Origin of the sequence: Melittangium boletus DSM 14713 (genome assembly GCF_002305855.1) — a bacterium.
GTDB classification, from domain to species: domain Bacteria; phylum Myxococcota; class Myxococcia; order Myxococcales; family Myxococcaceae; genus Cystobacter; species Cystobacter boletus.
Genome location: NZ_CP022163.1, coordinates 8529063 through 8553981, shown reverse-complemented (window position 1 = coordinate 8553981; position 24919 = coordinate 8529063). Strand labels below are relative to the sequence as shown.

Sequence of the window (24919 nt, the reverse complement as noted above, 5' to 3'; positions counted from 1 at the left end):
GTGAAACGACTCCTCGCCCTGTCCCTGTTGCTGCCCGTGGCGCTGGCCACCGGCGGCTGCGCGAGTCAAACCAAGCTCAGCGCGGAGGACCGCTCGTCGCTGCAACGCGATGTGACCTCGGGCCCGGCCGCGGTGCGCTACTTGAAGGCCTCCAGCTACATCACCCCCTTCTTCGGGGATGCCTCCAAGCGGCTGTTGACGCCCTACCCTCCCGACGAGGTGCGGCTGCTCAACGACACCAAGGGTCAGCCCATCAATCCCGGCCCCATCCAATCCCTGGTGCCGGCGGGCACGCAGGTGCAGGTGATCCAGGTGGAGTTCCCCACCGCCTGGGCCATCGCGGAGCGGGTGTTGTACTCCCCGCGCACCCAGCCCTGGGTGTACCTGCGGGTGGAGGGGGCACCCTCCGGCGCGCCCGTCATCCTGGTGCTCCCGCCCCAGCTCGACACGAAGCAGGACGTCCTCGCGGAGCTGGATCGGCACCTCCTGCCGAAGGATCCCGCGCCGCGGATGGCGAAGTTCGCGTCGCGCTTCCAGGAAGCCCTCAAGCAGAAACGGGTCCTGGAAGGCATGCCAGAGGCGGCGGTGGAGCTGTCCTGGGGCGCCCCGGAGAGCATCCGCCGCACGCTGGATGGGCCACGGACGAATCAGGAGTGGGTGTACCCGGGAGGCAAGCGCCGGGTGTTCCTCACCGACGGCGTGGTGACGCGCATCGATGAGAGCACCCCGGAGCCACCGGCGAAGTAGTCCTGGCGAGACGCCGCCCCGCGCTCTCGCGGGGCGGCGCTTCGTGGCCCTCAGCGCTGGACCGCCACCCGCCAGACGGTGTTGCTCGCGTCGTCCGCCACCAGCAGCGAGCCGTCGGGCAGGACCGCGAGCCCCACCGGGCGGCCGTATACCTGGGCCTTGGCGCGGTCGGCGATGAAGCCCGTCAGGAAGTCCTCGGGCTCCCCGCTCGGCCGTCCATCCTTGAAGGGCACGAAGACCACCTTGTAGCCGACGATGTCCGAGCGGTTCCACGAGCCGTGCTGCCCGATGAAGGCGCCGCCCTGGTACTTCTCGGGGAAGGCCTTCTGCTCGTAGAAGGCGAGCCCCAGCGACGCGGTATGCGAGCCCAGCGCCACGTCCGGCACCAGGGTCTGGCTCACCAGGTCCGGCCGCTGTCCGGCGAGCCGGGGATCCTCGTTCGGGCCGTAGTACGCGAAGGGCCAGCCGTAGAAGCCCCCTTCCTTCACGCCCGTGAGGTAGTCGGGCACCAGATCATCGCCCAGGTTGTCGCGCTCGTTGACCACGGTCCACAGCGTGGAAGTGCCCGGGGCCCAGGCCATGCCCACGGGGTTGCGCAGGCCGCTCGCGTAGATGCGCTCGCCCGTGCCGTCCGGGTTGACCTCCAGGATGTTCGCCCGGCGGATCTCGTTGTCCAGGCCATGCTCGGCCACGTTGCTGCCCGAGCCCACGGAAATGTAGACCTTCGAGCCGTCCGCGTTGGCGAGCAGGTTGCGCGTCCAGTGGTTGTTGTAGCCCCCGGCGGGCAGGGACAGGAGCTTCTCGCCCGGGTCGCGCAGGGACAGCTGCGCGTTCCCATAGGGATAGCGCCAGAGGCCATCCGTGTTGGCCACATAGAAGCGGTTGCCGAGCAGCAACATGCCGAGTGGCTGGTTCAGGCCCTCGAGGAACGTCTCGCGCACGTCGGGCGAGCCGTCTCCGTTGGTGTCGCGCAGGAGCGTGATGCGATTGGCGCTCGCGCCAATGCGCTGGGAGGCGGCCTTGCCGGACGCCTGGGCCTCCTTCAGGGCCGCCTCGTTCTTGGGCACGGTGTTGGACTCGGCCACCAGCACGTCGCCGTTGGGCAGGACGTAGAGCCACCGGGGATTCTGGAACCCATCGGCGTACTTCGTCACCCCGAAGCCCTCGGGCGCCACGGGCGTCTTGCCCTCGGGCCAGCCGATGACCTCGCTGTAGTTCTTGACGTCGTGGCTCGTATCCGGAGCGGGCAGCGCCGGGGGCTGGGTCGCCGGGGCGTCGTCTGGCGTCGGTGTCTTGATGGAATCGTGGGCGCAGGCCGACAACAGGGACGCGGCGGAGACCGTGAGCAAGGCGTTCTTCAACATCGTCATGAGCACCCTCTTCGACTGGGAGAGGGCACGCCTTAACAACCCCCCGCCCGGGTCATGCGGAGGGAGTCAACGAGGTGTTGAATTCTGGGTGGCCGCCACCGTGCCAATGCCCGGCACATAATGGTCGGGGAAGTAGCGCAGGTTGCCTTGCAGCGAGGTGATGAGCTCGAACCAGTCGCGCTTCTCCTCGAGCGAGAGACACGCACGCTCCAGGATCCGTTGGTTGAAGCGGGGCATGAAGACGTTGCGGACGCGCTCCAGGCCGTTGAGTCCGGTGAAGTGGGCGTCGATGGTGGCCTCGAGCTGTTCGCGCGGCACGTCCCGCAGGGCGCGCATCCGCGGCAGGACATGCAGGGACATGGCGCGCTCCTGCCGCTTGGTGAGCCGGTCGGACAGCGTGTACGTCACCATGACGTTCTGGAGGGCATGGTGCAGGGCTTCATACAGGGGACTCGTGTTCCGCCGCCGCTCCACCAGCTCATGGGTGCACGCGGCCATCATCCGGGACACCGCCATGTGCCGGTTCTCGTCCACGGTGTGCAGATGGGCCAGGCGGGAGAGCACCGCGGCGCCTCCGTCCACGGTCTCCACCTGCGTCTCGAAGGCCTTGCCCAGGTGGTTCACGATGCCACGGCCCAGGTAGTAGGACGCGACGAAGTCCGCGCCGAAGTGCCGCAACAGGAAGCGCATCGTCCGCGTCGAGACGATGTACGGGCGCAAGGGCTTGACGGGCATCCTCAGCCCCTCGACGCCATGGCGCCGCGTGAGCACCGCACGCACCCGCTCGAACGCCGCGATGTGATCGCGCTCCTCGTCCGCCTCCAGCCGCAACAGCTGGGCGACGTCGGGCTCGAACCCCTGGAGGAAATCCGCCACGGCGTCATTGGTGACGACGACGAAGCGCTCCCCATCGCTGATGCGGTAGTACATCAGCATGTAGATCCAGTGGTTGAGCGCGAGCCGCTGCTCCTCGCCATAGAGCGCCCACCACGGGGTGTGGAAGCCCAGACTCAGCTCCTCGGGCACGAGCAGCTGATCCCGAGGCGCGTCCTCCCAGCGAACCCCCTCCAGGAAGCGACAGAGCTGTGGGCCATGGGGTTGCGCGAGCCGCCGCTTCGCGAAGGAGCGCAACTGCTGGAGATCACTCGTGACGAAGTCCATTCGAGCTCCGTCACGTCTAGCGGCGCCGACGGCCCCCGCCCCCACCCCGCCGCTTGGCTCCCGCGGCGCGGGCCGCCTGGGCTTCTCCCGGACGGGTGAGGCGAGGCAGCTCGCCGGCCATGACGGGGTTGAAATCCCCGGCCAGCAGCGCGGCCACGAGTTCCTCCTGCGTCTTCACCGGCTTCTTGAAGAAGGTGGCGCCATAGCCCACCTCGTCGAGCGAGCTCCGCGCGTCACTGCCACCCGTGCACGGCACCTTGAGCGTCTCGGCGGCTTCCACCGCCAGGTCGTTCGCCGTCTGCTTCACGCGGGCGTTGTAGCCCTCCACCGCGCAGACGAGTCCCCCGAGCGTGCGGACATAATCCATGGCTGGGTGGTTCGAGTCCCGGTCATAGGGCCGGGCCGCGACGATCGCCGCGCCGAGCGAGCGCACCTTGGGTAGACACTCCGCGGCGCTCCAGGGCTTCTCCCGGTTGCTGCCCCAGAGCTGCACCGGCTCGGGCGCCTGTTCCGGCTTCGGGAAGAAGCACAGGTACTGACCCCGGTCGGTGACGAGTTCCAGACCCACGAAGACCTTCACCTTGGCCTTGGCGCCGATCTCGAACAGCTCGTCGCATCCGTCCTGGGTGTTGGTCTCCGTGAAGGCCACCCCGTCCAGGCCGAACATGGCGGCGCGATCCAGGACCGCTCGGGGGTCCAGATCGCAATCCTTGGACAGATAGGAGTGCGCGTGCAGATCGATGAGCATGAGCGCCGCTCCCTAACAGGCTCCCGTGGGAGCTGTCGAGCCTCGGCGCGCCCCCGCCCACCCGAATCAGGCGAACGCGTAGCCCTGGATGCCGGACTGCTTCACCTGGGTGTTGCGCTCCTCGTGGGTGCGGATGAGGTAGCCCATCAGCATCAGCGACGAGGTATTCTCCAGGACGCGCGAGGGATCCTTGGAGATGAGATTGGCGCTGTAGTTGAGGAAGAACTGGGCCAGATCCTCGCCCGCCTCCTTGACGATCAACGCGTTGAGCGCGGCGGGATCCATCGTGCGGATCTCATTGATGAAGTCGACCGCCAGGTCCTTCTTGGTCTTCACGTCCATGATTGTGCCCCCTTCGCCCATCCCCACCGCCCGAAGGCCCCTCCCCCGGGCGTCGCATCGAAGCCAACGACTCCTGAAATCTAGGCATGTCCTCGCGGGTGGAAACCCCCGGGCCCACGGCTGCCTGCCCAGAGGTAAGGTTTTTTGACACCTGAGAACAGCGCGCGGTAACCTTCCGCACACTCAGTTACAAATCACAGCGCAAGGAGTGGAAGGCGATGTTCACGGGCGTGAAGGTGTTCTCCGCGACGAAGGCAAAGGAGCGGGAGGAGCTGGGCGAGAACGTGACCCGCTGGCTCAAGAGCAACTCGGATCTGGAAATCGTCGACCGGATCGTGTGCCAGTCCAGCGACAACGAGTTCCACTGCTACACGCTGGTCCTCTTCTACAAGCACAAGTCGCAGCCTCAGCCGGCGCAGCCGTAGCACCCCCCTGGCTCCCCTCCCCGGGAGCCTCCGTCTCGCGGCCCACGCGGAGTGAGTCCTCCCTCCCGTGCGCGGCCCGGGCGCTCCCGCTTCACCCCTCCCCTTCATCCCCACGTGTCCTCGCCCTGAGACTCCCTGCCGGGAAGGATCGGGCGAGCCGTGTGCCCCTCGACTGGCCGCCCGCTCACGCGGCGGGGCATGGGGCGAAACGAAGTGGGCTTCGCGGGTGTGCACCTCGTCCGCCCGTCCCTACCGTTCACCCTTGAACAGGCGGGATGCCCGGAGCGTCCATCTTCAACGCCTGGTGAAAGTCGGCGTCGGCAACCCGGCGCGGGGACCTATAAGGGGCCGCCTTCTACCTATGAGCGAGCGAATCGAGCGAATCGGAAGCACGGTCATCGAAAATGTCCGGCCGCAGTTGGACGCGGGCCGTTGGCCGGTGAAGCGGGTCGAGGGCGAATCCCTCACCGTCCAGGCGGACATCTTCAAGGAAGGCCACGACGTCCTGGTGGCCGTGGTGCGCTGGCGGCAGTCGGTGCCCAGGAGCCAGGCGACGGAATGGGCCGAGGTGCCCATGTCCTCACCCAAGGGCAACGACTTGTGGGAAGGCAGCTTCCCCCTGACGAGCAATGGCCGTTACGAGTACACGGTGGAGGCCTGGCCGGACTTCTTCGCCACCTGGGTGACGGAGATCAAACGCAAGGTGGACGTGGGCCGCGACGTGCGCAGCGAGCTGTTGGAAGGCGCCGCCATGCTCCGTGCCCACGCGGAGCGCGCGCGGCAGGACGGCAATCCGGACGACGCCGAGCGCATGCTCAAGGCCGCCACCCTCTTCGACCAGGGGATGAGCCCCAACGCCATCGCCGCGGCCGTGGACCCCGAGCTCAAGCGCGTGGCGTCCCGGTACGCCGACCGCTCCGTGGCCACGCGCTATGACCGCGTGCTCGAGGTGTTCGTGGACCGGGAGAAGGCGCGCTACGGCTCCTGGTACGAGTTCTTCCCACGCTCGGCCCCGCGCGATGGCCGCACACACGGCACGTTCAAGGACGCGGAGAAGTGGCTGCCCTACGTGCAGTCCCTGGGCTTCGACGTCATCTACCTGCCGCCGGTGCACCCCATCGGCCTCAAGGCGCGCAAGGGCAAGAACAACAGCCTCACCGCGGGCCCGGACGACGTGGGCAGCCCCTGGGCCATCGGCGGCCCCGAGGGCGGCCACAAGGCCATCCATCCCCAGTTGGGCACGCTCGAGGACTTCGCGCGCTTCGTGAAGGAGGCCAACGCGCAGGGGATCGAGATCGCCATGGACCTGGCGTACCAGTGCTCGCCGGACCACCCCTACGTGAAGGAACACCCCGAGTGGTTCCTCCACCGGCCCGACGGCACCATCAAGACGGCGGAGAACCCGCCCAAGCGCTACGAGGACATCGTCAACTTCGACTGGCTCGGCCCCGCGCGCGACACGCTCTGGCCGGAGCTCAAGTCGGTGGTGATGCATTGGGTGAACCTGGGCGTGCGCATCTTCCGCGTGGACAACCCCCACACCAAGCCCATGCAGTTCTGGGCGTGGATGATCCGCGAGGTGCAGACGGAGCGCCCCGACATCATCTTCCTCGCCGAGGCGTTCACCCGCCCCAAGGTGATGAAGGCGCTGGCCAAGCTCGGCTTCGGCCAGTCGTACAGCTACTTCACCTGGCGCAACTTCAAGGCGGAGATGCAGGAGTACCTGGAGGAGCTCACCCAACCGCCCGTGTCCGACTACATGCGCGCCAACTTCTGGCCCAACACGCCGGACATCCTCCCCGAGTTCCTCCAGCGCAGCGGTCCCGGCGGCTTCCGGTTGCGCGCCGCCATGGCCGCCACGCTCTCCAGCGTCTGGGGCATGTACTGCGGCTACGAGCTGTGCGAGGGCACTCCCGTGGCGCCCGGCAAGGAGGAATACCTCGACTCGGAGAAGTACGAGCTCAAGGCGTGGGACCTGGACCGGCCAGGCAACATCCGCGACTACATCGCGCGGCTCAACGGCATCCGCCAGCGCCACCGGGCCTTCCAGCTCTACGACAACCTGCGCTTCCACCCCTCGGAGAACGAGCAGGTGATGTTCTATTCCAAGCGCACGCCGGACGGCACCAGCCAGGTACTGGTGGCCGTGAGCTTCGATCCGTACAACGCACAGGACTCCGTCCTCTACGTGCCCCTGGAGGAGCTGGGCATCCAGCCGGATGAGACCTACCAGGTGCACGAACTGATGACGGACACCCGCAGCCTGTGGCAGGGGCCCACCGCGCAAGTCCGGCTGACACCCGAACAGCCCGCGGCCATCTGGGCGATCTATCGTTTCCGCCGCTCCGAACAAGCGTTCGACTACTACGAATAGGCCAGGTCCACCCACGATATGACCACCCAGACGGATCCGCTCTGGTACAAGAAGGCAGTCATCTACGAGCTCCACATCCGCGCGTTCCATGATTCGAACGGCGACGGACACGGGGACATCCCGGGGCTCATCGAGAAGCTGCCCTATCTGCAGGATCTCGGCGTCACCTGCCTGTGGATCCTGCCCCACTATCCCTCGCCGCTAAGGGACGACGGCTACGACATCGCGGACTTCTACGCGGTGCACCCGGACTACGGCACGCTCGCGGACTTCCAGCGGCTCATCGACGAGGCTCACAAGCGCGACATCCGCATCCTGAGCGAGCTCGTGGTGAATCACACGAGCGACCAGCACGCCTGGTTCCAGGAAGCGAGGCGCGACCCCAAGAGCCCCAAGCGCGACTACTACGTCTGGAGCGACACGGACGACAAATACAAGGAAGCGCGCATCATCTTCCTGGACACCGAGCGCTCCAACTGGACGTGGGATCCGGTGGCCAAGCAGTACTTCTGGCACCGCTTCTTCAGCCACCAGCCGGACCTCAACTACGACAACCCCGAGGTCCAGGAGGCCATGCTGGACGTCATGCGCTTCTGGCTGAACATGGGCGTGGACGGCTTCCGCTGCGACGCCGTGCCCTACCTGTTCGAGCGCGAGGGCACCAACTGCGAGAACCTCGCGGAGACGCACGCCTTCCTCAAGAAGCTGCGCAAGACGATCGACGCCGAGTACCCGGACAAGATGCTGCTCGCCGAGGCGAACCAGTGGCCCGCCGACGTGCGCGTCTATTTCGGCGACGGCGACGAGTTCAACATGGGCTTCCACTTCCCCGTCATGCCCCGCCTCTTCATGGCGGTGCGCCGCGAGGACCGCACGCCCATCGTGGAAATCCTCCAGCAGACGCCGGACATCCCCGAGAGCTGCCAGTGGGCCATCTTCCTGCGCAACCACGACGAGCTCACGCTCGAGATGGTGACGGACGAGGACCGGGACTACATGTACCGGGAATACGCCAATGATCCGCGCATGCGCATCAACCTGGGCATCCGGCGGCGGCTCGCGCCCCTCATGGACAACGGCCGGCGGCGCATCGAGTTGATGCACAGCCTGCTCTTCACCCTGCCCGGCACCCCCGTCATGTACTACGGGGACGAGATTGGCATGGGGGACAACATCTACCTGGGCGATCGCAACGGGGTGCGCACGCCCATGCAGTGGACGAGCGATCGCAACGCGGGCTTCTCCCGGGCGGACGGCGCGCGGCTCTACGCCCCCGTCATTGGAGACCCCGTCTACGGCTACCAGAGCATCAACGTGGAGGCCCAGGAGCGCACGCGCTCGTCCCTGCTCAGCTGGGTCAAGCGCCTCATCCGCGTGCGCCAGCGCTACCCCGCCTTCGCCATGGGCAAGCTGCGCTGGCTCAACCCGGACAACCGCAAGGTGCTCGCCTTCATGCGCGAGTACGAGGGCCAGTCCATCCTCATCGTCTGCAACCTGTCGCGCTTCGCCCAGCCCGCCGTGCTGGACATGCGGGACTGGGAGGGCCAGGTGCCCATCGAGCTCATGGGCGAGACCGCCTTCCCCATGATCTCCAGCCTGCCCTATCAGCTCACGTTGGGACCCTACATGTTCTTGTGGTTCCGCCTCGAGAAACTCGCTCCCGGGAGGGGAATGCCATGACGGCGCCAATCGATCTGACGAAGCTCCCGGACTTCCTGCGCAACCAGCGCTGGTTCGCGGGCAAGGCCTGGCCCATCAAGTCCGTGTCCACCGTGGACCACGCCACCGTGGAGCTGCCCGGTGGCCGCAACTTCACCCTCGCCGTGGTGGAGGTCATCTACGAGCTGGGCCAGCCGGAGCGCTACCTGCTGCCCGTGCTGCCCTCCGAGGAAGGGGTGAAGGATGCCTTCGAGGACGTGGACGTGCTGCGCACGCTCTTCCAGCTCATCCGCGAGAAGCGCGAGCTGGCCAGTGCCTCCGGCAAGCTCGTGGGCGAGTGGTTGGACACGCCCGAGGGGCTGATCGCCCTGCCCTCTCCGCTGCCCGTGCGCCGGCTCCAGGTGGAGCAGAGCAACACGTCCGTGGTGGTGGCCGAGAAGCTCATCCTCAAGGTCATCCGCAAGCTGGAGGCCGGCATCAACCCCGAGTACGAGGTGGGCCGCTTCCTGGCGACGAAGACGTCCTTTCGCGCCACCCCCACCCTGCTCGGCGCGTTGCAGTCCGAGGGGCCCGCGGGCGCCACGCTCGCCGTGGTGAATCGCTTCATCCCCGATGTCACCGACGGCTGGCGCTATACCCTGGACAACTTCCGCCGCGGCCCGGTGCTGGCGGAGGACTTCATCGCCGACCTGCGTCGGCTGGGCCAGCGCCTGGGCGAGCTGCACCACGCGCTCGCCTCCAGCACGGATGACCCGGCCTTCACGCCCGAGCCCCTGCTCGCCGAGGACTTGCAACGCTGGAGCGCGTCCATCGTGGGGGAGATGGGCGTCACCCTGAGCCAGGCCGCGCGCCACACGCCCGATCTGGAGAACCGCCGCGAGGATCTGCTCGGCCATGCCCGGCAACTCGCGCACGTGCAGCCCTCGGGACAGAAGATCCGCATCCACGGCGACCTGCACCTGGGACAGGTGCTGCGCTCGGAGGGGGATTGGCTCCTCTTCGACTTCGAGGGCGAGCCGGGCCGCAGCTTCACCCAGCGCCGGGAGAAGTACTCGGCGCTCCGGGACGTGGCGGGCATGCTGCGCTCGTTCGACTACGCGGAGGCCACGGTGAGGCTGGAGGGCCAGCCGGAGGGAGATCGCCTCCAGCCCGCGCGCCAGGCCTTCCTGGAGGGCTACCGCGCCGCCACGCGTGGCGCGGCCTTCCTGCCCCAGGACGACGCGAGCTTCACCTTGATGTTGGGCACCTTCGAGCTGGAGAAAATGCTCTATGAGGTGCGCTACGAACTTCAGAACCGGCCGGATTGGGTGCGCATCCCCATCCAGGCCCTCATGAGAATGGAGGTCCGCAAGTGAAGAAGCCGACGGATCGGCAGCAGATCGACGCGGAGCTGCAACAAATCGTGGAGTTGCGTCACGGCGAGCCGCACCGCGTGCTGGGCATCCACCCGGACGGGGACGGCATGGTGGTGCGGACCTACCGTCCGGACGCGGTCGCCATCCACATCCTGCCCGACTTCGGGGGACGCATCCCCATGGCGCAGCGCAAGGATGGCGTCTTCGAGGCCCGGCTCAACGGCCGCACGGAGACGTTCAACTACCAGGTGGAGGTGGAGTACCCCGGCAAGAAGACCTTCACCCTGCGCGACCCCTACAGCTTCCTGCCCACGCTGGGCGACATGGACCTGTACTACGCGGGCGAGGGCCGCCACGAGGAGCTGTGGAAGCGCATGGGCGCCCATCCCGTGCACCACAACGGCATCAGCGGCGTGGCCTTCGCCGTCTGGGCCCCCACCGCCCAGAGCGTGTCCGTGGTGGGCGACTTCAACAGCTGGGACGGGCGGCTGCACACCATGCGGCGCATGGGCGCCTCGGGCATCTGGGAGCTGTTCATCCCCGAGGTCGGCGAGGGCACGCGCTACAAGTTCGAGATCCGCACGGGCCAGGGCGGCCACCGGATCCTCAAGTCCGATCCCTTCGCCTTCCGCACCGAGGTGCCTCCGGCCACCGCGTCCGTGGTGCATGACCTCAACCACTTCCAGTGGTCGGACGGCGCGTGGATGCAGGCGCGCGCCACCCAGGACGTGCACCGCCAGCCGTGGAGCGTCTACGAGGTGCACCTGGCCTCGTGGCGGCGCGTGGTGGAGGACGGCGACCGTCCCCTCACCTACCGGGAGATGGCGCACGCGCTCTCGGACTACCTCAAGAAGACGGGCTTCACCCACGTGGAGCTGATGCCCGTGGCGGAGCACCCTTTCGGCGGCTCCTGGGGCTACCAGGTGGGCAACTACTACGCGCCCACCGCCCGCTTCGGTCACCCGGATGATTTCCGCTACCTCGTCAACCACCTGCACGAGCAGGGCATTGGCGTCATCCTCGACTGGGTGCCCGGCCACTTCCCCCGGGACTCGCACGCCCTGGGCCAGTTCGACGGCACGGCGCTCTACGAGCACGCGGACCCCCGTCAGGGCTCGCAGCCGGACTGGGGCACCTACGTCTTCAACTTCGGCCGCAACGAGGTGCGCAACTTCCTCATCGCCAACGCCCTCTTCTGGTTCGAGGAGTACCACCTGGACGGCCTGCGCGTGGACGCGGTGGCCTCCATGCTCTACCTCGACTACAGCCGCAAGCAGGGCGAGTGGATTCCCAACCGCTGGGGCGGCCGCGAGAACGAGGAAGCCATCGCCTTCATGCGCGAGCTCAACGACAAGGTGCGCGCCAAGTACCCCGGCGCGGTGATGATCGCCGAGGAGTCCACCGCGTGGCCCAAGGTGAGCCAGCCCACGAGCGAGGGCGGCCTCGGCTTCCACTTCAAGTGGAACATGGGCTGGATGCACGACACCTTGAAGTACTTCTCCAAGGATCCCATCTACCGCCAGCACCACCACAGCCAGCTCACCTTCGGCCTGCTCTACGCGTTCAGCGAGCACTTCATGCTGCCCCTGAGCCACGACGAGGTGGTGCACGGCAAGGGCTCGCTCTACGGGAAGATGCCGGGGGATGACTGGCAGAAGCGCGCCAACCTCCGGGCGCTGTTCGCGTGGATGTGGGCCCACCCGGGCAAGAAGCTGCTCTTCATGGGGGGCGAGCTGGGCCAGCCCTCCGAGTGGAACAACGACAAGAGCATCGACTGGCACCTGCTCGAGAAGAAGGAGCACGCCGGCATCCAGTCCCTGGTGGGTGACATCAACCGCCTCTACCGCTCCCACCCCGCCCTGTACGACGCGGACAGCGAGCCCATGGGCTTCCAGTGGCTGCAACCGGACTCGGCCGCCTCCAACGTGCTGGCCTTCGTGCGGCGCTCGCGCCAGCCGGGGGGACACGTGGTGTGCATCGCCAACCTGTCCCCCGTGCCCCGCGAGGAATACCGCGTGGGCTTCCCCCGGCACGGCGGCTATGTGGAGCTGCTCAACACGGACTCCGACGGCTACGGCGGCTCGGGCCTGGGCAACAAGGGCCGCATCCACACCCAGCCCCAGAGCTGGGATGGTCAGGAAGCCTCGGCCGTGCTGACCCTGCCCCCGTTGTCGGTGCTGTGGTTCACCCCCGGATAGGCGCCCTTCCTCCGCTCGCCCCCCCGCCCGCTGGCGAGAGTTGCCTCCCCGGGCGGGGATGAGAACGGTTGGGGGACCACACCGGACGCGGAGGACCCCACATGGCGACGGCGGCAACCCTGACGGCAATGGAAGGGCAACTGGCCCATCACTCGGCACTGCCCCTCCGGGCCACCTTGAGCTCGGTGATGCTCTACCACGGCATCGAGAAGCTGCGGCCCAAGGGGCTGGAGGAGACGACCCACGTCTTCGAGAAGCTGGGCATCACCCCCGCCCGTCCGTGGGCCCTCGCCACCGGCTGGACCGAGGTGAGCGCCGGGGTGCTGTCCCTGCTGGGGATTGGCACCCGGGTGGCCGCCCTGGCCGTGCTGGTGACCCAGGCGGTGGCCATCGCCAAGGTGCACGGCCCCAACGGCTTCGACAGCCGCCAGGGCGGCTACGAATTCAACCTGTCGCTCATCGCCACGGCGCTGGGACTGCTGCTGAGCGGCCCTGGAGACGTGTCCGTCCACCATGCCATCACCGCGCGCGGGGCCCGCTGGACGCCTCCCTGGCGGCGCCAGGCGAGCCTCCGGCGCGGACTGCTGTCCCTGCTCACGGCCTGACGTCTCAGCGGTGCAGGCAGGGAGTGGAGTCCGCGCTCGTGCGCGACAGCACCCGCAGGGTCTCCAGCATCTCCTGGCTGGGATCCCTCCCCCGCCGCATCGACACGAGCACCTGGCCCTCGCGGTCCGCGTCGGCGAGGCACGACTCCAACCAGTGCTTCACCAGCGGGTGGGGGCTGATCTCGAGGAAGATGTCGTGCCCGTCCGCGATCAGCGCGTCCACGCCCTCGCGGAACAACACCGGCTCGGCGAGGTTGCGCACCCAGTAGTCCGCGTCGAACCGCCGGCCCGGCAGCTCGTGCCCCGTCACCGTGGAGACCACGGGCAGCCGCTCCGGCCGGGGACGGATGTCCGCGAGCCGCTCGCGCAACCCCTCGCGCAGGGGATCCACCTGCGGGCAGTGCGCCGCCACCTGCGAGTCCACCCGGCGCGCCACCATGCCCTGCTCCCGCAGCACGACCAGCGCCTCCTCCAACGCCTCGGGCTCTCCCCCGAGCACCGTCCACTCGGGGCTCGCGTGGATGAGGGGCCACAGCCGCCCCTCGCTCCCGCCCAGGACCTCGCCCACGCGCTCCCATGCCAGGCCCACCACCGCCATGGCGCCCTGGCCCCGGAGCTGCCCCATGGTACGGCCCTGCTCGCAGATGACGCGCATGGCGTCCTCCAGCGACAGCACCCCCGCCACGTGCGCCGCCGCCACCTCGCCAATGCTGTGTCCCACCACCGCCGCCGGCTCCACGCCCCATGAGCGCCACAGCGCCGCCAGCGCGATCTCCATCGACACCAGCGCGGGGCAGCTCACCTCGATGTCCCCAAGCGGTGCGTCCCGCGCCGTCACCACGTCCAGCAGCGACCAGCCCAGCCGCCGCCGCACCTGGGCATCACAGGCACTGAGCACCATCTCGAACACCGTCGAGCGCTCCAGCAACGCCCGGCCCATGCCCACCCACTGCGAGCCCTGACCGGAGAACACGAAGACGGGCCGGAGCCGCCTGGGGCTCCCCCCTTCCACTCGATGCATCGGGGACTTCTCGGAGGTCCTCCACATACCCGCTCCCTCGATGGGGGCCGTTCCACTCACGGCGAAACAAAGGACAGCCCCAACAAAGTAATTCAGTCCCGACGGACTATTACCCGGTTTACCTTGTGAGGTGAAAGAAGTTTTCCTGGAAGCGAAGTTTAACGAGTTTTTACGCGTCTTCCAGAGAACGGTCCGGGGAAACCCGCGCCAGGGTTGCCTGTCATGCAAGCGACTGTCCAAGGCATTTGATTCGTACCGGCGTCCCCTGGCGGTGCGCACCGGAGAGCCGTAAAACATGACGCCCATGAGTCAGGTTCGCTATCAGTTGCTGGGTCCTCTCATCCCGGGTGAGGGCACCCGACCGTCCCTTGCCCTGGCCCTCGAGGCGGGCTCGCCACCCCTTCCAGTGGTGGTGGTGTGGGCCCCGGCCGAGGTGGCCCAGGACGCGATGATGCTGGCGCGGCTCCAGAAGGAGACGGAGCGCGCGGTCGTGTTCGAGCACCCCCACATCCTGCGGGTGCACGGCCTGGTGACGCTGGAGGGAAAGGTCGCACGGGTGACGGAGTACGCGGACGGCGAGCCCCTGCGTCATGTGTTGGACGTGAGCCCGCGCCTGCCGCCTCCGTTCGCCGCGCTCATCGCCGCGGACGTGGCCATGGGGGTGCACTACGCCCACGTCGCGGGCAATGACGATGGCACGCCCTTCGTCCACGCGGATCTGCGGCCGGAGACCATCATGGTCTCCTTCGAGGGCGTGGTGAAGGTGTCCGGCTATGGCGCGCTGAGCGTCGCGCCACGCGAGGGCAACGGCCGCCGCGTGCGCAACCGCCGCCTGTACAGCGCCCCCGAGCAGCTCATGGGCGGCCGCGAGGCCTCGTCCATTCCCACGGACGTCTTCCTCCTGGGCCTGCTGCTGCACGAGTGCCTGTCCGGGCGCAAACCCTTCCAGGACTCCATCGATCCGGACAAGGCCATCCTCTCGCGGCCGCTGCCGCCGCTGCCCGAGGAAGTGCCCCTGCCCTTCAACGAGGTCATCCGCCGCGCCACGGCCAAGCGCGCCAAGGAGCGCTACCCGAGCGCCCTCGCGTTCCGCGAGGCCCTGGTGGCCATCGTGGGCGAGCTGCCCACCCCCACCGCCTTCTCCGAGTTCCTCGCCCGGCAGATTCCCCGCGATGGAGAAACCCGGCGCGCGCGCAGGGCGATGATCGACAAGGGAATCGCGGAGCTGACGCGCCCCGCGACTCCGCCCGCTCCCGCCCCCGCGCCCGTCGTCGAGGCCGCGCCGCCGCCCGCTCCGGAGCCGGTGCCCCGCTTCGAGGCCGCGTCCGTGCTGCCCACGCCGCTTCCCACCGCCGCGGCGATCGAGGTCCGGCTCCCGCCGCCCCTCCCCGAGCCCATCCCGGTCACCGGGCCGCTCGTGCCCGCGGCCGTGATGCCACCCGTCGCGCCACCTCCCTCCAGGCGCTCGCGCTTCATGCCCTCCGCGCTCATTAGCGCCGTGGGCGCCGTGCTGTTCGTGAGCGCGGTGGGCCTCATCTGGAGCATCCGCGGCCGGCCCGAGCTCTCGGTCACCGATGACACGGGAGCGCCCGTGGACATCGCCGCGCCGGTGCTCATCGTGGAGGAGCCCATCGACGCGGGCGTGCCCGCGCCCGCGCCCACGAAGGTCGGCGCCGCGGCGCCGGCGGCCACCGTGCCCTCCACACCCGTGGAGATCCTCGTGAACCCCGATGTGGCCATCGCCATCGATGGCCGGAACATGGGCCACACGCCCCTGCAGGTGCCGCTGTCTCCGGGCCGCCACATGCTCACCTTCACGGACGAGGCGAAGGGCCTGCGCACGGCACGGCTCATCGACGTGCGCGCCACGACGGAGAAGGTGACGTTCAACATCCGCCTGACCATGGGCTCGGTGCTCATCCACGCGCCGACGGGCGCCCAGGTCACGCTGGACGGACGGCAACTGGGCAAGGCCCCGGTGGTGGAGCAGACCATGTTCGAGGGCGAGCACAGCCTGCGCGTCACCCAGGATGACGCCGTCTGGGAGCGGGACTTCGTGCTCACTGGCGAGCAGCGCCTGGTGTTCACCGCCGACATCGTCGGGGAGTGAGCGCTCTACATCACCCTGTCCAGCACCGCCTGCCAGAGCAGCTCGCCGATCGTCTCGTGGCCGCGAGCCGGGTCCAGCAAGGGAATGGAGCGGGGCCAGGGCGTCCTTCGACTGACGCAGCTCGACCTGGGTCCGCTCCAGGGTGTCGCGTAGCGCACGGCTCTCGTCCAAGTCCCCGGGACGTATAGTGTCAGCGCCGCGCCAACGCGAGCCGGGCCCCGAACGCGATGAACATGAACCCGGTCATCCGATCCATGGCCTTGATGACCGAGGGGCGGCTGAGCGTCCGGCTGAGCGGCACCGACGCGCCGATCAACAACAACCCCCAGAGCAGACCCAGCCCCACGTGGATGACGGCCAGGAGGAAGGTGTAGCCCGCGACGGGAACGCCACCGGGCACGAACTGCGGCAGGAGCGTGATGTAGAACACGCCGACCTTCGGGTTCAGGAGGTTGGTGAACAACCCCTTTCGCAGCCAGTCCATCCCTCCCCTCCGGGCGGTGGCCGTGCCGTCCGCGCCCGGCAGCGCGAGGGAGGAGCGGGGCGCGCGGATCAACCCCACGCCCAGCCAGACGAGGTAGGCGGCACCGGCCCACTTGAGCAGGGTGAAGGCGAGCTCCGAGGCGGCCAACAGGGCGCCGAGCCCGAGCGCCACCGCCGCGCCCCAGAGGAGGCATCCGAGACCAATCCCCAAGGCCGCGAACGCCGCGTGCCGGGGACCCTCGAGGGTCGAGGTGCGAAGCACCATCACCGTATCGACGCCAGGGGTGATCGTCAGCACGCCCGCGGCGAGCAGGAACGTCAGCAGGGACTGGGTGATCGTCATCTCATGCGCCTCCGGGAAGGAGCGAGCCTACCCCATCGACCTTGGAGGCGGTAGCGCCTGTGTCTGGAGTCAGCCGATGTCTGTTCTGTCCGTTTTCAAAACAAGCATGAAAGGCGCGTGCTTTTTCATGTTTCACGCTTGGAATCTGGTGTATTCAGGCCCTGCTCGACCGGGGGGGAAGAGCGATTCAGCGTTGGGCACTGAGTTCCGAGAGAAGTTCTCCCCCGTTCGACAGAACGCATGACGATCAAGGGGGAAACCATGCAGCCCAGCATTCACGAGCAGAAGATCCAGCACCTCTTCCGGTCCTTCGATGTCGATGGCAGCGGCTACATCGACAAGGCCGACCTCGATGCCATGGCGGATCGTGTCGCCAAGGAGGAGCGCTGCGCCCAGGACGCGAAGAAGTGCGAGAAGCTCAAGGCGAGCTTCCAGAGCTTCTGGCAGTCGATGAGCACCCTGGACAAGGACCGTGATGGACGGGTCACCCAGAAGGAGTTCGTCGACTACTTCGCTCAACTCCAGAAGGATCCCAAGGCCAATGCCTCTCAGGTCGTGAGCTCCATCTCGAACATCCTCTTCACGTGCGCCGATCACAATGGCAGCGGCACCATCTCGTCCGACGAGTTCGAGGGCCTTTGTAAGGCCTACGGGATCACCAACGGGGACGTCAAGAAGGCGTTCAGCAAGCACGCCCGCAGCGATCCGAGCAAGCTGAGCCGGACCGAGTGGGACGCCCTGGTCAAGGAAATGTTCTACAGCACCGACCCCAACTGCGCGGGCAGCATGCTGCTGATGGGCGTCCAGCCCGCCAGGGCGTAGTCTCCTTCACTCCGGGGAGAATCACCTTCTCCCCGGAGTTTCGCCGCGCCTCCCAACACCTCCCCGACTGGCATCCGCACAGGCAACTCGTGCGATGGTGGGGCCTCCCGCCCCAAGGAGCGCCCGCGCATGAATCGCCGTCCATCCGTTTCCCTGCTGCTCCTGCTGTGTTTGTTCCGCTGGGCCTCGAGCGCCCACGCCGCCGAGGTGGTGGTGTGGCATGGCTACCGGGCCTCCGAGCGCACCGCCCTGGAGAAGGTCACCGCCGCGTTCAACGCCGCCCAGGGTGGGGCCGGCGTGCGCGTGAAGCTGCTGGCCATCCCCTCGGATGCCTTCACCGACAAGATCTCCGCCACCCTGTCTCGCGGCGTGGGGCCGGATGTCTTCGTCTTCCCGCAGGACCGGCTCGGCGGTTGGGTGGAGGGTGGCGGTCTGCTCGAACCGCTCGACTTCTTCCTGGAGCCCTCCATCCGCGAGCGTTACGTGCCCGGCACCCTGGAGGCGATGACCTACCGGGGCACCGTCTATGCCCTGCCCCTGAACTTCAAGTCCATCACCCTGCTCTACAACAAGAAGCTCCTGTCCAAACCCCCACGCACCACCGGGGAGCTGCGCACCGCCTGCAAGGCCTTGCACACCAGCCCCGCGGGCAAGGGCGGCGTGTGCCTCGCCTATCCATACACGGACTTCTATTATCATGCGGCCTTGATGCAGGCCTTTGGTGGACGCGTGTTCGACCCGGGACCCAAGGTGCGCCTGGACGCGCCGGAGAACGTCAAGTCGCTCGACTTCCTCCTCAAGTGGACGGCCGAGAAGGGCATGCTGCCCGCCGAGCCCTCCACCGCGCTCGTCACGTCGCTCTTCAACGAGGGCAAGGCGGCCATCGTCTTCTCCGGCCCCTGGTTCATCGGGGAGATCGCCCAGGGAGTCGACTACGGGCTCGCGCCGCTGCCCACCGTGGACGAGGCGGGCGGCAAGCCCATGCGGCCCTGGCTCACCGTGGAGGGCGTGGCCATCTCCTCGCACTCGGCGAACAAGGACGCCGCCTACGCCTTCCTGCGCTACCTCACCGGGCCCGAGGGCGCCCGCGTCATGGCGCTCCAGGGCCGGCAGAACCCCGCGCTCGCCCAGGTGTACGAGGACCCCGCCGTGGCCCAGGATCCCGTGTTGTCCGCCATCCGCGAGCAGGCCAGGACGTCCGTGCCCATGCCCAACCTGCCGGAGATGACCATGGTCTGGGGTCCCGCGACCTCGGCCATGAACGCCGTGGCGCACCGGCTCGCCACGCCCAAGGCCGCGCTGGATGACGCCCAGCGCATCGTCCAGAAAGAAGTGACGGCGCTGCGACGAGGCGCCCAGGACAAGCCCGTCCCCCAAAACCGAGGAGAATCCCCATGAGCGCTCGAGAGAAGATCCGTCAGCGGATCCTGACCAACTACCTCGTGGGTGAATCCCCCGAGAATCTGACCGATGACACGCCGCTGCTGGGCTACGGCGTCTTGAACTCCATGTCCACCCTGGACCTCGTCAACTACATCGAGACCGAGTTCCTGTTCGAGGTGGCCCCCCAGGAAGTCAACGACACCAACTTCGGCACGGTGGCCAGCCTCGTGGCCTTCGTCCAGCGCCGCGCCTCGTAACTACTCCCACGTGGAATCCGCGTGGGCCAGGAGCTCCCGCACGAACAACGCGGGGGCGGTGATCATCGCGAGATGTCTCTGCTGGGGCATGACGGCCACCCGGCTCCGGGGAAGCGCCTGGCGCAGCGAGTCGATCACCGAGGCGAAGAACGGCGGACTGTCTCCCCCGAGCAGCAGCAGCACGGGAATGTCCAGCCGGGAGAAGCGCGAACCCACCAGGGCATAGCCCTCCACGGCCCGGATCTCCCGCGGCAGCGTATGCGCCACGGCGCTCCAGGCGGACCACGCGGGGAGCGCGCGCAGCAGCTTCAATTGAGACTCTGGCGTCCGGGCGACCTCCCGGAGGAACACCTCCAGCGCCAGCTCCCGCTGTTGCGTGCGCACCAGCTCATCGATGCGTCCGATGATCTCCGGTGACGTGACCTCACTCACCGCGACGAGGGGCGGCTCATAGAGCACGAGCTTGCCGAGGTTGCGCGCGAGCAGCGCCGCCTCGAGCGAGCAGAAGGCACCAAAGGAGTGACCGACGAGCAGGACCGGACCCGGCACCGCGTCCACCAGGGTGGCGACATCCTCGAACTCGCGCTCGATCGCATAGGCCCCGCCATCGCCACTGCGCCCCCGCCCCCGGCGATCCATCGCGTACACCGTGAAGCGCTTGCGCAACGCGGGCAGCACGGGCGTCCAGACGGAATGATCGTTGTTGGTGCCATGAACAAGCACCAGTGAAGGTCCGCTGCCTTCCCGGGTGAAGGCAATCGGAGTTCCATCGGTTGAAAGAAGGGTCTCCATGGTCCTGGCCGCGCCCCCTCACTATCATGGAGGCATGCCGGACTGGATTGAAACGGTGGACCCCCTTCTGACGGACGAACAGGCCCACCTCCGGAAGAAGGCGGTGGAGTTCGCCCGCCGGGCCCTGCGCACCGACATGGTCACCCAGGATCGCCACGCCCACTTCGACGCCGAGGGCTGGAAGCAGTGCGCCGGATTCGGGCTGTTCACCCTGCCCGTGGCCCCGGAGCACGGGGGGCTGGGCCTGTCCCTGTCGAGCGTCATCGCGGTGATGGAAGGACTGGGTTACGCGGCGTCCGACCAGGGCCTGTTGTTCTCCCTCAACGCCCACCTGTGGACGACCGTCCTGCCCCTGGCCCGCTTCGGCACGGAGGCGCAGCGGCGCCGGTTCCTGCCAGGACTGCTGGACGGCTCCCGGATTGGCGCCAACGCGACGACCGAAGCGGAGGCGGGCTCGGACGTGGCCGCCATGCACACACGCGTGGAGCGCCAGGGCGAGGAGTACGTGCTGAACGGCTCGAAGCTGTTCATCACGAACGCGCCCGTGGCGGACGTGTTCGTCGTCTACGCGACGCTGGGCCGGGAGATGGGCGCCATGGGCGTCACCGCCTTCCTGGTCGAGAAGGACACGCCCGGGCTCGTGATTGGCCGGCCCACGGACAAGATGGGGCTGAAAACATCCCCCATGGCCGAGCTGAGCCTCGAGGACTGCCGGATTCCCGTGGGCAACAGATTGGGCCGCGAGGGCCGCGGCCTGGAGGTCTTCGGCCACGCGATGGAGTGGGAGCGCGGATGCATCCTGGCCAACTGCCTGGGCGCCTTGCAGCGGCAGCTCGAGCGCTGCATCGACCATGCGCGCCAGCGCAAGCAATTCGGCCAGGCCATCGGCAAGTTCCAGTCCGTGGCCAACCTCATCGTCGGCATGAAGGTCCGCCTCGACACGTGCCGGCCGCTCGTCTACCGCGTGGGCTGGTTGAAGGATCGCGGGCTGCCCGCGGCGCTCGAGGCCTCGCTGGCCAAGCTCCACGTGTCCGAGTCCTACGTCCAGTCCTGCCTCGACGCGATCCAGGTGTTCGGGGGTTATGGCTACATGACAGAGCAGCAGGTCGAGCGGGACCTGCGGGATGCCGTCGGCAGTACCCTGTATTCCGGCACCTCCGAGATCCAGAAGAACCTCATCGCGAGGGGACTCGGTCTCTAGGAGCACCACGCGGAAGGGTCGTCGACATGCGGGTTCTCTCCTCCTCTTCTTCCTCCTCCTCGTCCCTCGGTGAGCGGATTGGCGCTCAAGCCCGGGCGCTGTGTGGGGCGGCCGGATTCTCCACACGAGCCCGGGAGGTCGACGAAGTCCTCCAGGAGATGTGTGCCTCCTGGTCCTCCCGTGGCGAGGAGCAACGTCCCCGGTGGAGCAGCCTGACGGATGACTGCAGTCCCATCGAGTCCTCCGTCGTGCTCGCGCCCAGGCCGGTGGAAGTGCGCTTCTGCGTGGAGGCCCAGGCGGATCCCGCCTCGCCCGCCAGCTATTGGGAGGCCGCGCAACGCCTCAATCAACGCCTGGAAGCGCGGTTCGGCGCTCACCTGGAGCGGCTGCGCCAACTCGAGGATCTGTTCAGCCCCCAGCATCGCGCCCTGCCCATGGTGATGTGGCACGCGGTCATGTTCGGTGCCGAGGGGCCGCCGTCCTTCAAGATCTACCTGTGGGCCGGAGCACGCGGCATCAACCAGGCGTCCGCGTCCTGCGCGCGGATGCTGGAGCGATTGGGCTGTACCCGCGCCTGGGAGCGCATCCAGGCGCTCTTGCGGCCCCGGGACGTGATTGCCTTTGTCGGCTTGGACCTGCAGGCGGGCGAGGAGGCCCGGGTCAAGGTCTACGTCAACCACCCCGCGCCCCTCTCGGCGGAGGAGTACGAGCGGGCCGCGAGCCTGTCTCCCGACTCCATTCCCGGCGACGCGGCCACCTTCCTGCGCATCCTGCGGGGCGACGAGGCGTCGGCGGGCGAGCCCCCGAAAACCACGTTCCACGCGAGCCGCCAGGTGATGACGTCCTATCGGATCGTGCCCGGCAAGGCGGGGGACATCGACTCCGTCGCGCTCCAGTTTCCCCATGCCCTGGGCTCGCCCGAGGGCGCGCTGGCACCCGAGCGGACGCGGAGCCTGTTGCGCGAGCATGGACTGCCCACGGAGGACTATGAGCGATGCCTCTCGGTGTTCTCCCCGCTGGCCAACAGCTACATCAGCTTCCAGCGAGCGCGGGGCCGCCCCGTGATCACGCCGTATTTCACCAGCCGCTTGTTCGCCGAGCGCTTTGGCTTGTTGACCCGGGACTGGGACACCCTCCGCTCCTGGCATTTCCCACCTCGCGCGACGCAGGAGGATGTCCATGGCTGAGACGCGCCACGACTATGTGCTGGGCCACTCCGAGCGGGAGTTCGAACGGCTGAACGTGCAAGCCCGTCTCTTCGAGCCCTTCACCGAGCGATTCCTGCGCGAAGCGGGGCTGCGGCCCGGCATGAGGGTGCTCGACGTGGGCGCGGGCCATGGCCACGTCTCCGTGCTCGCCGCGCGCCTCGTGGGTGCCGAGGGCTCCGTGGTCGCGCTCGACCAGTCCGAGGCCGCGGTCTCCACGATCGAGCGCTGGGCCGCGGCGCGCGGACTGAGCCACGTGCACGCGGTCCAAGGAGACCTGGGCCAGACGCGCTTCGACACGCCGTTCGACGCGGTCATTGGCCGGTTCGTCCTGATGTACAACCCGGATGTCACGGGTGTGCTCCGGCACCTCGCGACGCACCTGCGGCCCGGGGGGCTGCTGGCCTTCCAGGAGTTCGACTTCGAGGGAGCCCGCGCACTGCCAGAGTCCCCCACCTTCACTCGCGCCATGACCTGGATGACGGACACGCTCACCCGGGTGGGAGGCCATACCCGGCTGGGGCTCGAGTTGCGGCGGTACTTCCTGGACGCGGGCCTGCCCTCCCCGTCCCTTCGGCTCGAGGCGAGCACGGGCGGCGATTCCGACTACCTGGGCTATCCCCTCATCGCCGAGGTGCTCCAGAGCATGCTGCCCACGATGGAGAGGCTGGGGGTGGCCAGCGAGAGAGAGGTGGAGGCCGCGACGCTCTCCCAGCGCATGCACGCGGAGGTGGGCGCGCGCGGGGGGGTGATCGTGCTTCCATCCCTGATGGGGGCCTGGGCCACCACCCCACCCTGAGCACCGGGCCCGCCCGACGGAGCGTTCATGCCGCACTCCCCTCGTCTCCCCGCGTTCGAGCCGCACACCCGCACCTGGTACGTGTCCACCGAGGACGCTCCTGCGACGGCCGTGCCCGTTCCCTCCTTCGAGGGGGACTTCGTCCTGGACGCGCCCTCCCGGCGCGAGATGGCCGAGGACTTCGGGCACATCGTGCATCGCACGCCAGCGGCGGTGCTCCGGCCCGCGTCGGCCGAGGACATCGTGAAGCTCGTGCGCTTCGCCAACGCGCACGGCCTCCAGGTGTCCATGCGCGGCCAGGCGCATTCGGCCTTCGGCCAGGCCCAGGTGGAAGGCGGCGTGGTCATCGACTCGCGTTCGCTCCACCGGATCCACGCCATTTCCGCCACCCAGGGCGCCGTGGTCGACGCGGGGGTGCGCTGGAGCGAGCTGCTCGGGGCCTCGCTCGCGCACGGGCTCACGCCCCCGGTGCTCACGGGCTTCCTGGAGCTCTCCGTGGGCGGCACGCTCTGCGTCGGCGGCGTCGGAGGGGCGACGCACCGCTACGGTTTCCAGGCGGACAACGTGCTCGCCCTGGAGGTGGTGACGGGACAGGGAGAGCGCATCGAGTGCTCCGCCACCGAGCACCCGGAGCTGTTCCATTCCGTGCTCGGGGGGCTCGGGCAGTTCGCCCTCATCACGCGCGCCACCCTTCGCCTTCACGCCGCGCCGACGACCTCGCGCACCTACCAGCTCACCTATTCGGACTCCCAGCGGTGGATCGAGGCCCTGGGGCTCGCGGCGGAAGACGAGCGCTTCGACTCGCTCAAGGGCAAGGTCGTCCCGGGGCCTGGGGGCACGTTGAGCTATCTGCTCATCGCGTCCAAGGACTTCACGCCGCCCCAGTCCCCGGATGACCGGGAGTTGTTGAGGGGATTGAACCCCGATGCCTCCGTGGCGCCGATCATCGCCGACGAGCCGTATTTCGACTGGATGAACCAGCTCGCGCCGGCCGTCGCGCGGTTGGAGAAGAGCGGCGCCTGGAGCCAGCCCCACCCCTGGTTCGACGTGTTCCTGCCCGCCAGCCAGACGCGGGCGTTCGTCGATGAGGCCCTCGCGCGCCTGCCCCTGGAGGACATCGCCCAGGCCTTCGTGCTGCTCTACCCGGTGAAGCGCGAGCGCCTGGGGTGCGCCTTCATCCAGGTGCCCACCGAGCAGCGCCTCTTCCTGTTCGACATCCTGCCCCTGGCCTCCCCCACTCCCGCGACCGCGAAGCGCAGGGTGGAGGACAACCAACGCCTCCATGCGCGGGCGATCGGGCTCGGAGGCAAGAAGTACACGATCGCCGCCATCCCCTTCACGCCGGCGGACTGGCGGGAATACTTCGGTCCGGACTGGTCCTTGTTCGAGCAGCGCAAGGCCCGGTTCGACCCGCGCCGTGTCCTGACGCCCGGCCAGGGCATCTTCGCGTGAGGTAGGACGATGCCCCCTGAGACCCGGGGGAAAGGCAATCATCCTCCAGCCATGACTCCCACCCGAT

At 68.2% G+C, this 24919-nt stretch carries 23 protein-coding genes; 15 read left to right on the top strand and 8 right to left on the bottom strand.

Annotated elements, in window-relative coordinates:
- The gene (locus MEBOL_RS35420; RefSeq protein WP_095983208.1) at positions 1 to 747 is read left to right on the top strand and encodes a hypothetical protein; all 747 of its coding nucleotides are present in this window, start codon (positions 1 to 3) and stop codon (positions 745 to 747) included.
- 50 nt (positions 748 to 797) lie between these two features.
- Here the strand turns inward: MEBOL_RS35420 and MEBOL_RS35415 are convergent, their stop codons facing one another.
- The 4 genes from MEBOL_RS35415 to MEBOL_RS35400 form a co-directional block, all read right to left on the bottom strand.
- On the bottom strand, positions 798 to 2117 hold the full coding sequence (locus MEBOL_RS35415; RefSeq protein WP_245919145.1) for a PQQ-dependent sugar dehydrogenase: 1320 nt from the start codon (positions 2115 to 2117) through the stop codon (positions 798 to 800).
- Positions 2118 to 2183: 66 nt separating this feature from the next.
- Positions 2184 to 3278 carry a hypothetical protein gene (locus MEBOL_RS35410; RefSeq protein ID WP_095981546.1) on the bottom strand — a complete coding sequence of 365 codons (1095 nt, stop codon included), beginning with the start codon at positions 3276 to 3278 and terminating at the stop codon, positions 2184 to 2186.
- 16 nt (positions 3279 to 3294) lie between these two features.
- The gene (locus MEBOL_RS35405; RefSeq protein ID WP_095981545.1) at positions 3295 to 4026 is read right to left on the bottom strand and encodes a PHP-associated domain-containing protein; all 732 of its coding nucleotides are present in this window, start codon (positions 4024 to 4026) and stop codon (positions 3295 to 3297) included.
- Positions 4027 to 4092: 66 nt separating this feature from the next.
- On the bottom strand, positions 4093 to 4368 hold the full coding sequence (locus tag MEBOL_RS35400; RefSeq protein ID WP_002620895.1) for a hypothetical protein: 276 nt from the start codon (positions 4366 to 4368) through the stop codon (positions 4093 to 4095).
- Between the two features lie 218 nt (positions 4369 to 4586).
- Here MEBOL_RS35400 and MEBOL_RS35395 point away from each other — a divergent pair, with 218 nt between their 5' ends.
- The 6 genes from MEBOL_RS35395 (at position 4587) to MEBOL_RS35370 (ending at position 12984) form a co-directional block, all read left to right on the top strand.
- Complete coding sequence (locus tag MEBOL_RS35395; RefSeq protein WP_095981544.1) at positions 4587 to 4793, top strand: hypothetical protein; 207 nt, start codon at positions 4587 to 4589, stop codon at positions 4791 to 4793.
- 361 nt (positions 4794 to 5154) lie between these two features.
- A complete protein-coding gene (locus tag MEBOL_RS35390) occupies positions 5155 to 7167 on the top strand; it encodes an alpha-1,4-glucan--maltose-1-phosphate maltosyltransferase (RefSeq protein WP_095981543.1) in 2013 nt (670 codons plus the stop codon).
- A gap of 18 nt (positions 7168 to 7185) precedes the next feature.
- Positions 7186 to 8847 (top strand): maltose alpha-D-glucosyltransferase, encoded by a 1662-nt coding sequence (gene treS / locus MEBOL_RS35385; protein WP_095981542.1) that lies wholly within the window; start codon positions 7186 to 7188, stop codon positions 8845 to 8847.
- Positions 8844 to 10181: a phosphotransferase gene (locus MEBOL_RS35380; RefSeq protein ID WP_095981541.1), complete on the top strand. Its 1338-nt coding sequence runs from the start codon at positions 8844 to 8846 to the stop codon at positions 10179 to 10181. The genes treS and MEBOL_RS35380 overlap by 4 nt, the downstream gene beginning before the upstream one ends.
- Positions 10178 to 12379, top strand: coding sequence for a 1,4-alpha-glucan branching protein GlgB (glgB, locus tag MEBOL_RS35375; protein WP_095981540.1), 2202 nt, complete (start codon positions 10178 to 10180; stop codon positions 12377 to 12379). The genes MEBOL_RS35380 and glgB overlap by 4 nt, the downstream gene beginning before the upstream one ends.
- Positions 12380 to 12480: 101 nt before the next feature.
- A complete protein-coding gene (locus MEBOL_RS35370) occupies positions 12481 to 12984 on the top strand; it encodes a DoxX family protein (RefSeq protein ID WP_245919143.1) in 504 nt (167 codons plus the stop codon).
- A 4-nt stretch (positions 12985 to 12988) separates the two neighbouring features.
- Here MEBOL_RS35370 and MEBOL_RS35365 read toward each other — a convergent pair whose 3' ends face one another.
- On the bottom strand, positions 12989 to 14005 hold the full coding sequence (locus tag MEBOL_RS35365; RefSeq protein ID WP_157823856.1) for an acyltransferase domain-containing protein: 1017 nt from the start codon (positions 14003 to 14005) through the stop codon (positions 12989 to 12991).
- A gap of 295 nt (positions 14006 to 14300) precedes the next feature.
- Between MEBOL_RS35365 and MEBOL_RS35360 the strand changes: the two genes are divergently transcribed.
- The gene (locus MEBOL_RS35360) at positions 14301 to 16115 is read left to right on the top strand and encodes a protein kinase domain-containing protein (protein WP_342747701.1); all 1815 of its coding nucleotides are present in this window, start codon (positions 14301 to 14303) and stop codon (positions 16113 to 16115) included.
- 5 nt (positions 16116 to 16120) lie between these two features.
- Here the strand turns inward: MEBOL_RS35360 and MEBOL_RS41610 are convergent, their stop codons facing one another.
- Both MEBOL_RS41610 and MEBOL_RS35355 read right to left on the bottom strand, forming a co-directional pair.
- Positions 16121 to 16273 (bottom strand): hypothetical protein, encoded by a 153-nt coding sequence (locus tag MEBOL_RS41610; protein WP_157823855.1) that lies wholly within the window; start codon positions 16271 to 16273, stop codon positions 16121 to 16123.
- A 32-nt stretch (positions 16274 to 16305) separates the two neighbouring features.
- On the bottom strand, positions 16306 to 16941 hold the full coding sequence (locus MEBOL_RS35355; protein ID WP_095981536.1) for a LysE family translocator: 636 nt from the start codon (positions 16939 to 16941) through the stop codon (positions 16306 to 16308).
- A 261-nt stretch (positions 16942 to 17202) separates the two neighbouring features.
- Here MEBOL_RS35355 and MEBOL_RS35350 point away from each other — a divergent pair, with 261 nt between their 5' ends.
- From MEBOL_RS35350 to MEBOL_RS35340, 3 genes are all read left to right on the top strand, one after another.
- Positions 17203 to 17763 (top strand): EF-hand domain-containing protein, encoded by a 561-nt coding sequence (locus tag MEBOL_RS35350; protein WP_157823854.1) that lies wholly within the window; start codon positions 17203 to 17205, stop codon positions 17761 to 17763.
- A 129-nt stretch (positions 17764 to 17892) separates the two neighbouring features.
- A complete protein-coding gene (locus MEBOL_RS35345; RefSeq protein ID WP_095981534.1) occupies positions 17893 to 19161 on the top strand; it encodes an extracellular solute-binding protein in 1269 nt (422 codons plus the stop codon).
- Positions 19158 to 19403, top strand: coding sequence for an acyl carrier protein (locus MEBOL_RS35340; protein ID WP_095981533.1), 246 nt, complete (start codon positions 19158 to 19160; stop codon positions 19401 to 19403). The genes MEBOL_RS35345 and MEBOL_RS35340 overlap by 4 nt, the downstream gene beginning before the upstream one ends.
- Here the strand turns inward: MEBOL_RS35340 and MEBOL_RS35335 are convergent, their stop codons facing one another.
- Positions 19404 to 20195, bottom strand: coding sequence for an alpha/beta fold hydrolase (locus tag MEBOL_RS35335; protein ID WP_095981532.1), 792 nt, complete (start codon positions 20193 to 20195; stop codon positions 19404 to 19406).
- A 34-nt stretch (positions 20196 to 20229) separates the two neighbouring features.
- On the opposite strand from MEBOL_RS35335, the gene MEBOL_RS35330 reads away from it, so the two are divergent.
- From MEBOL_RS35330 to MEBOL_RS35315, 4 genes are read left to right on the top strand one after another with little or no spacing between them, the layout of a single operon-like run.
- Positions 20230 to 21396 (top strand): acyl-CoA dehydrogenase family protein, encoded by a 1167-nt coding sequence (locus tag MEBOL_RS35330; protein ID WP_179956347.1) that lies wholly within the window; start codon positions 20230 to 20232, stop codon positions 21394 to 21396.
- 26 nt (positions 21397 to 21422) lie between these two features.
- Positions 21423 to 22583, top strand: coding sequence for a tryptophan dimethylallyltransferase family protein (locus MEBOL_RS35325; RefSeq protein WP_095981531.1), 1161 nt, complete (start codon positions 21423 to 21425; stop codon positions 22581 to 22583).
- Positions 22576 to 23400, top strand: coding sequence for a class I SAM-dependent methyltransferase (locus MEBOL_RS35320; protein WP_157823853.1), 825 nt, complete (start codon positions 22576 to 22578; stop codon positions 23398 to 23400). The genes MEBOL_RS35325 and MEBOL_RS35320 overlap by 8 nt, the downstream gene beginning before the upstream one ends.
- 27 nt (positions 23401 to 23427) lie before the next feature.
- Positions 23428 to 24852, top strand: coding sequence for an FAD-binding protein (locus tag MEBOL_RS35315; RefSeq protein ID WP_095981529.1), 1425 nt, complete (start codon positions 23428 to 23430; stop codon positions 24850 to 24852).
- Positions 24853 to 24919: the final 67 nt, after the last annotated feature.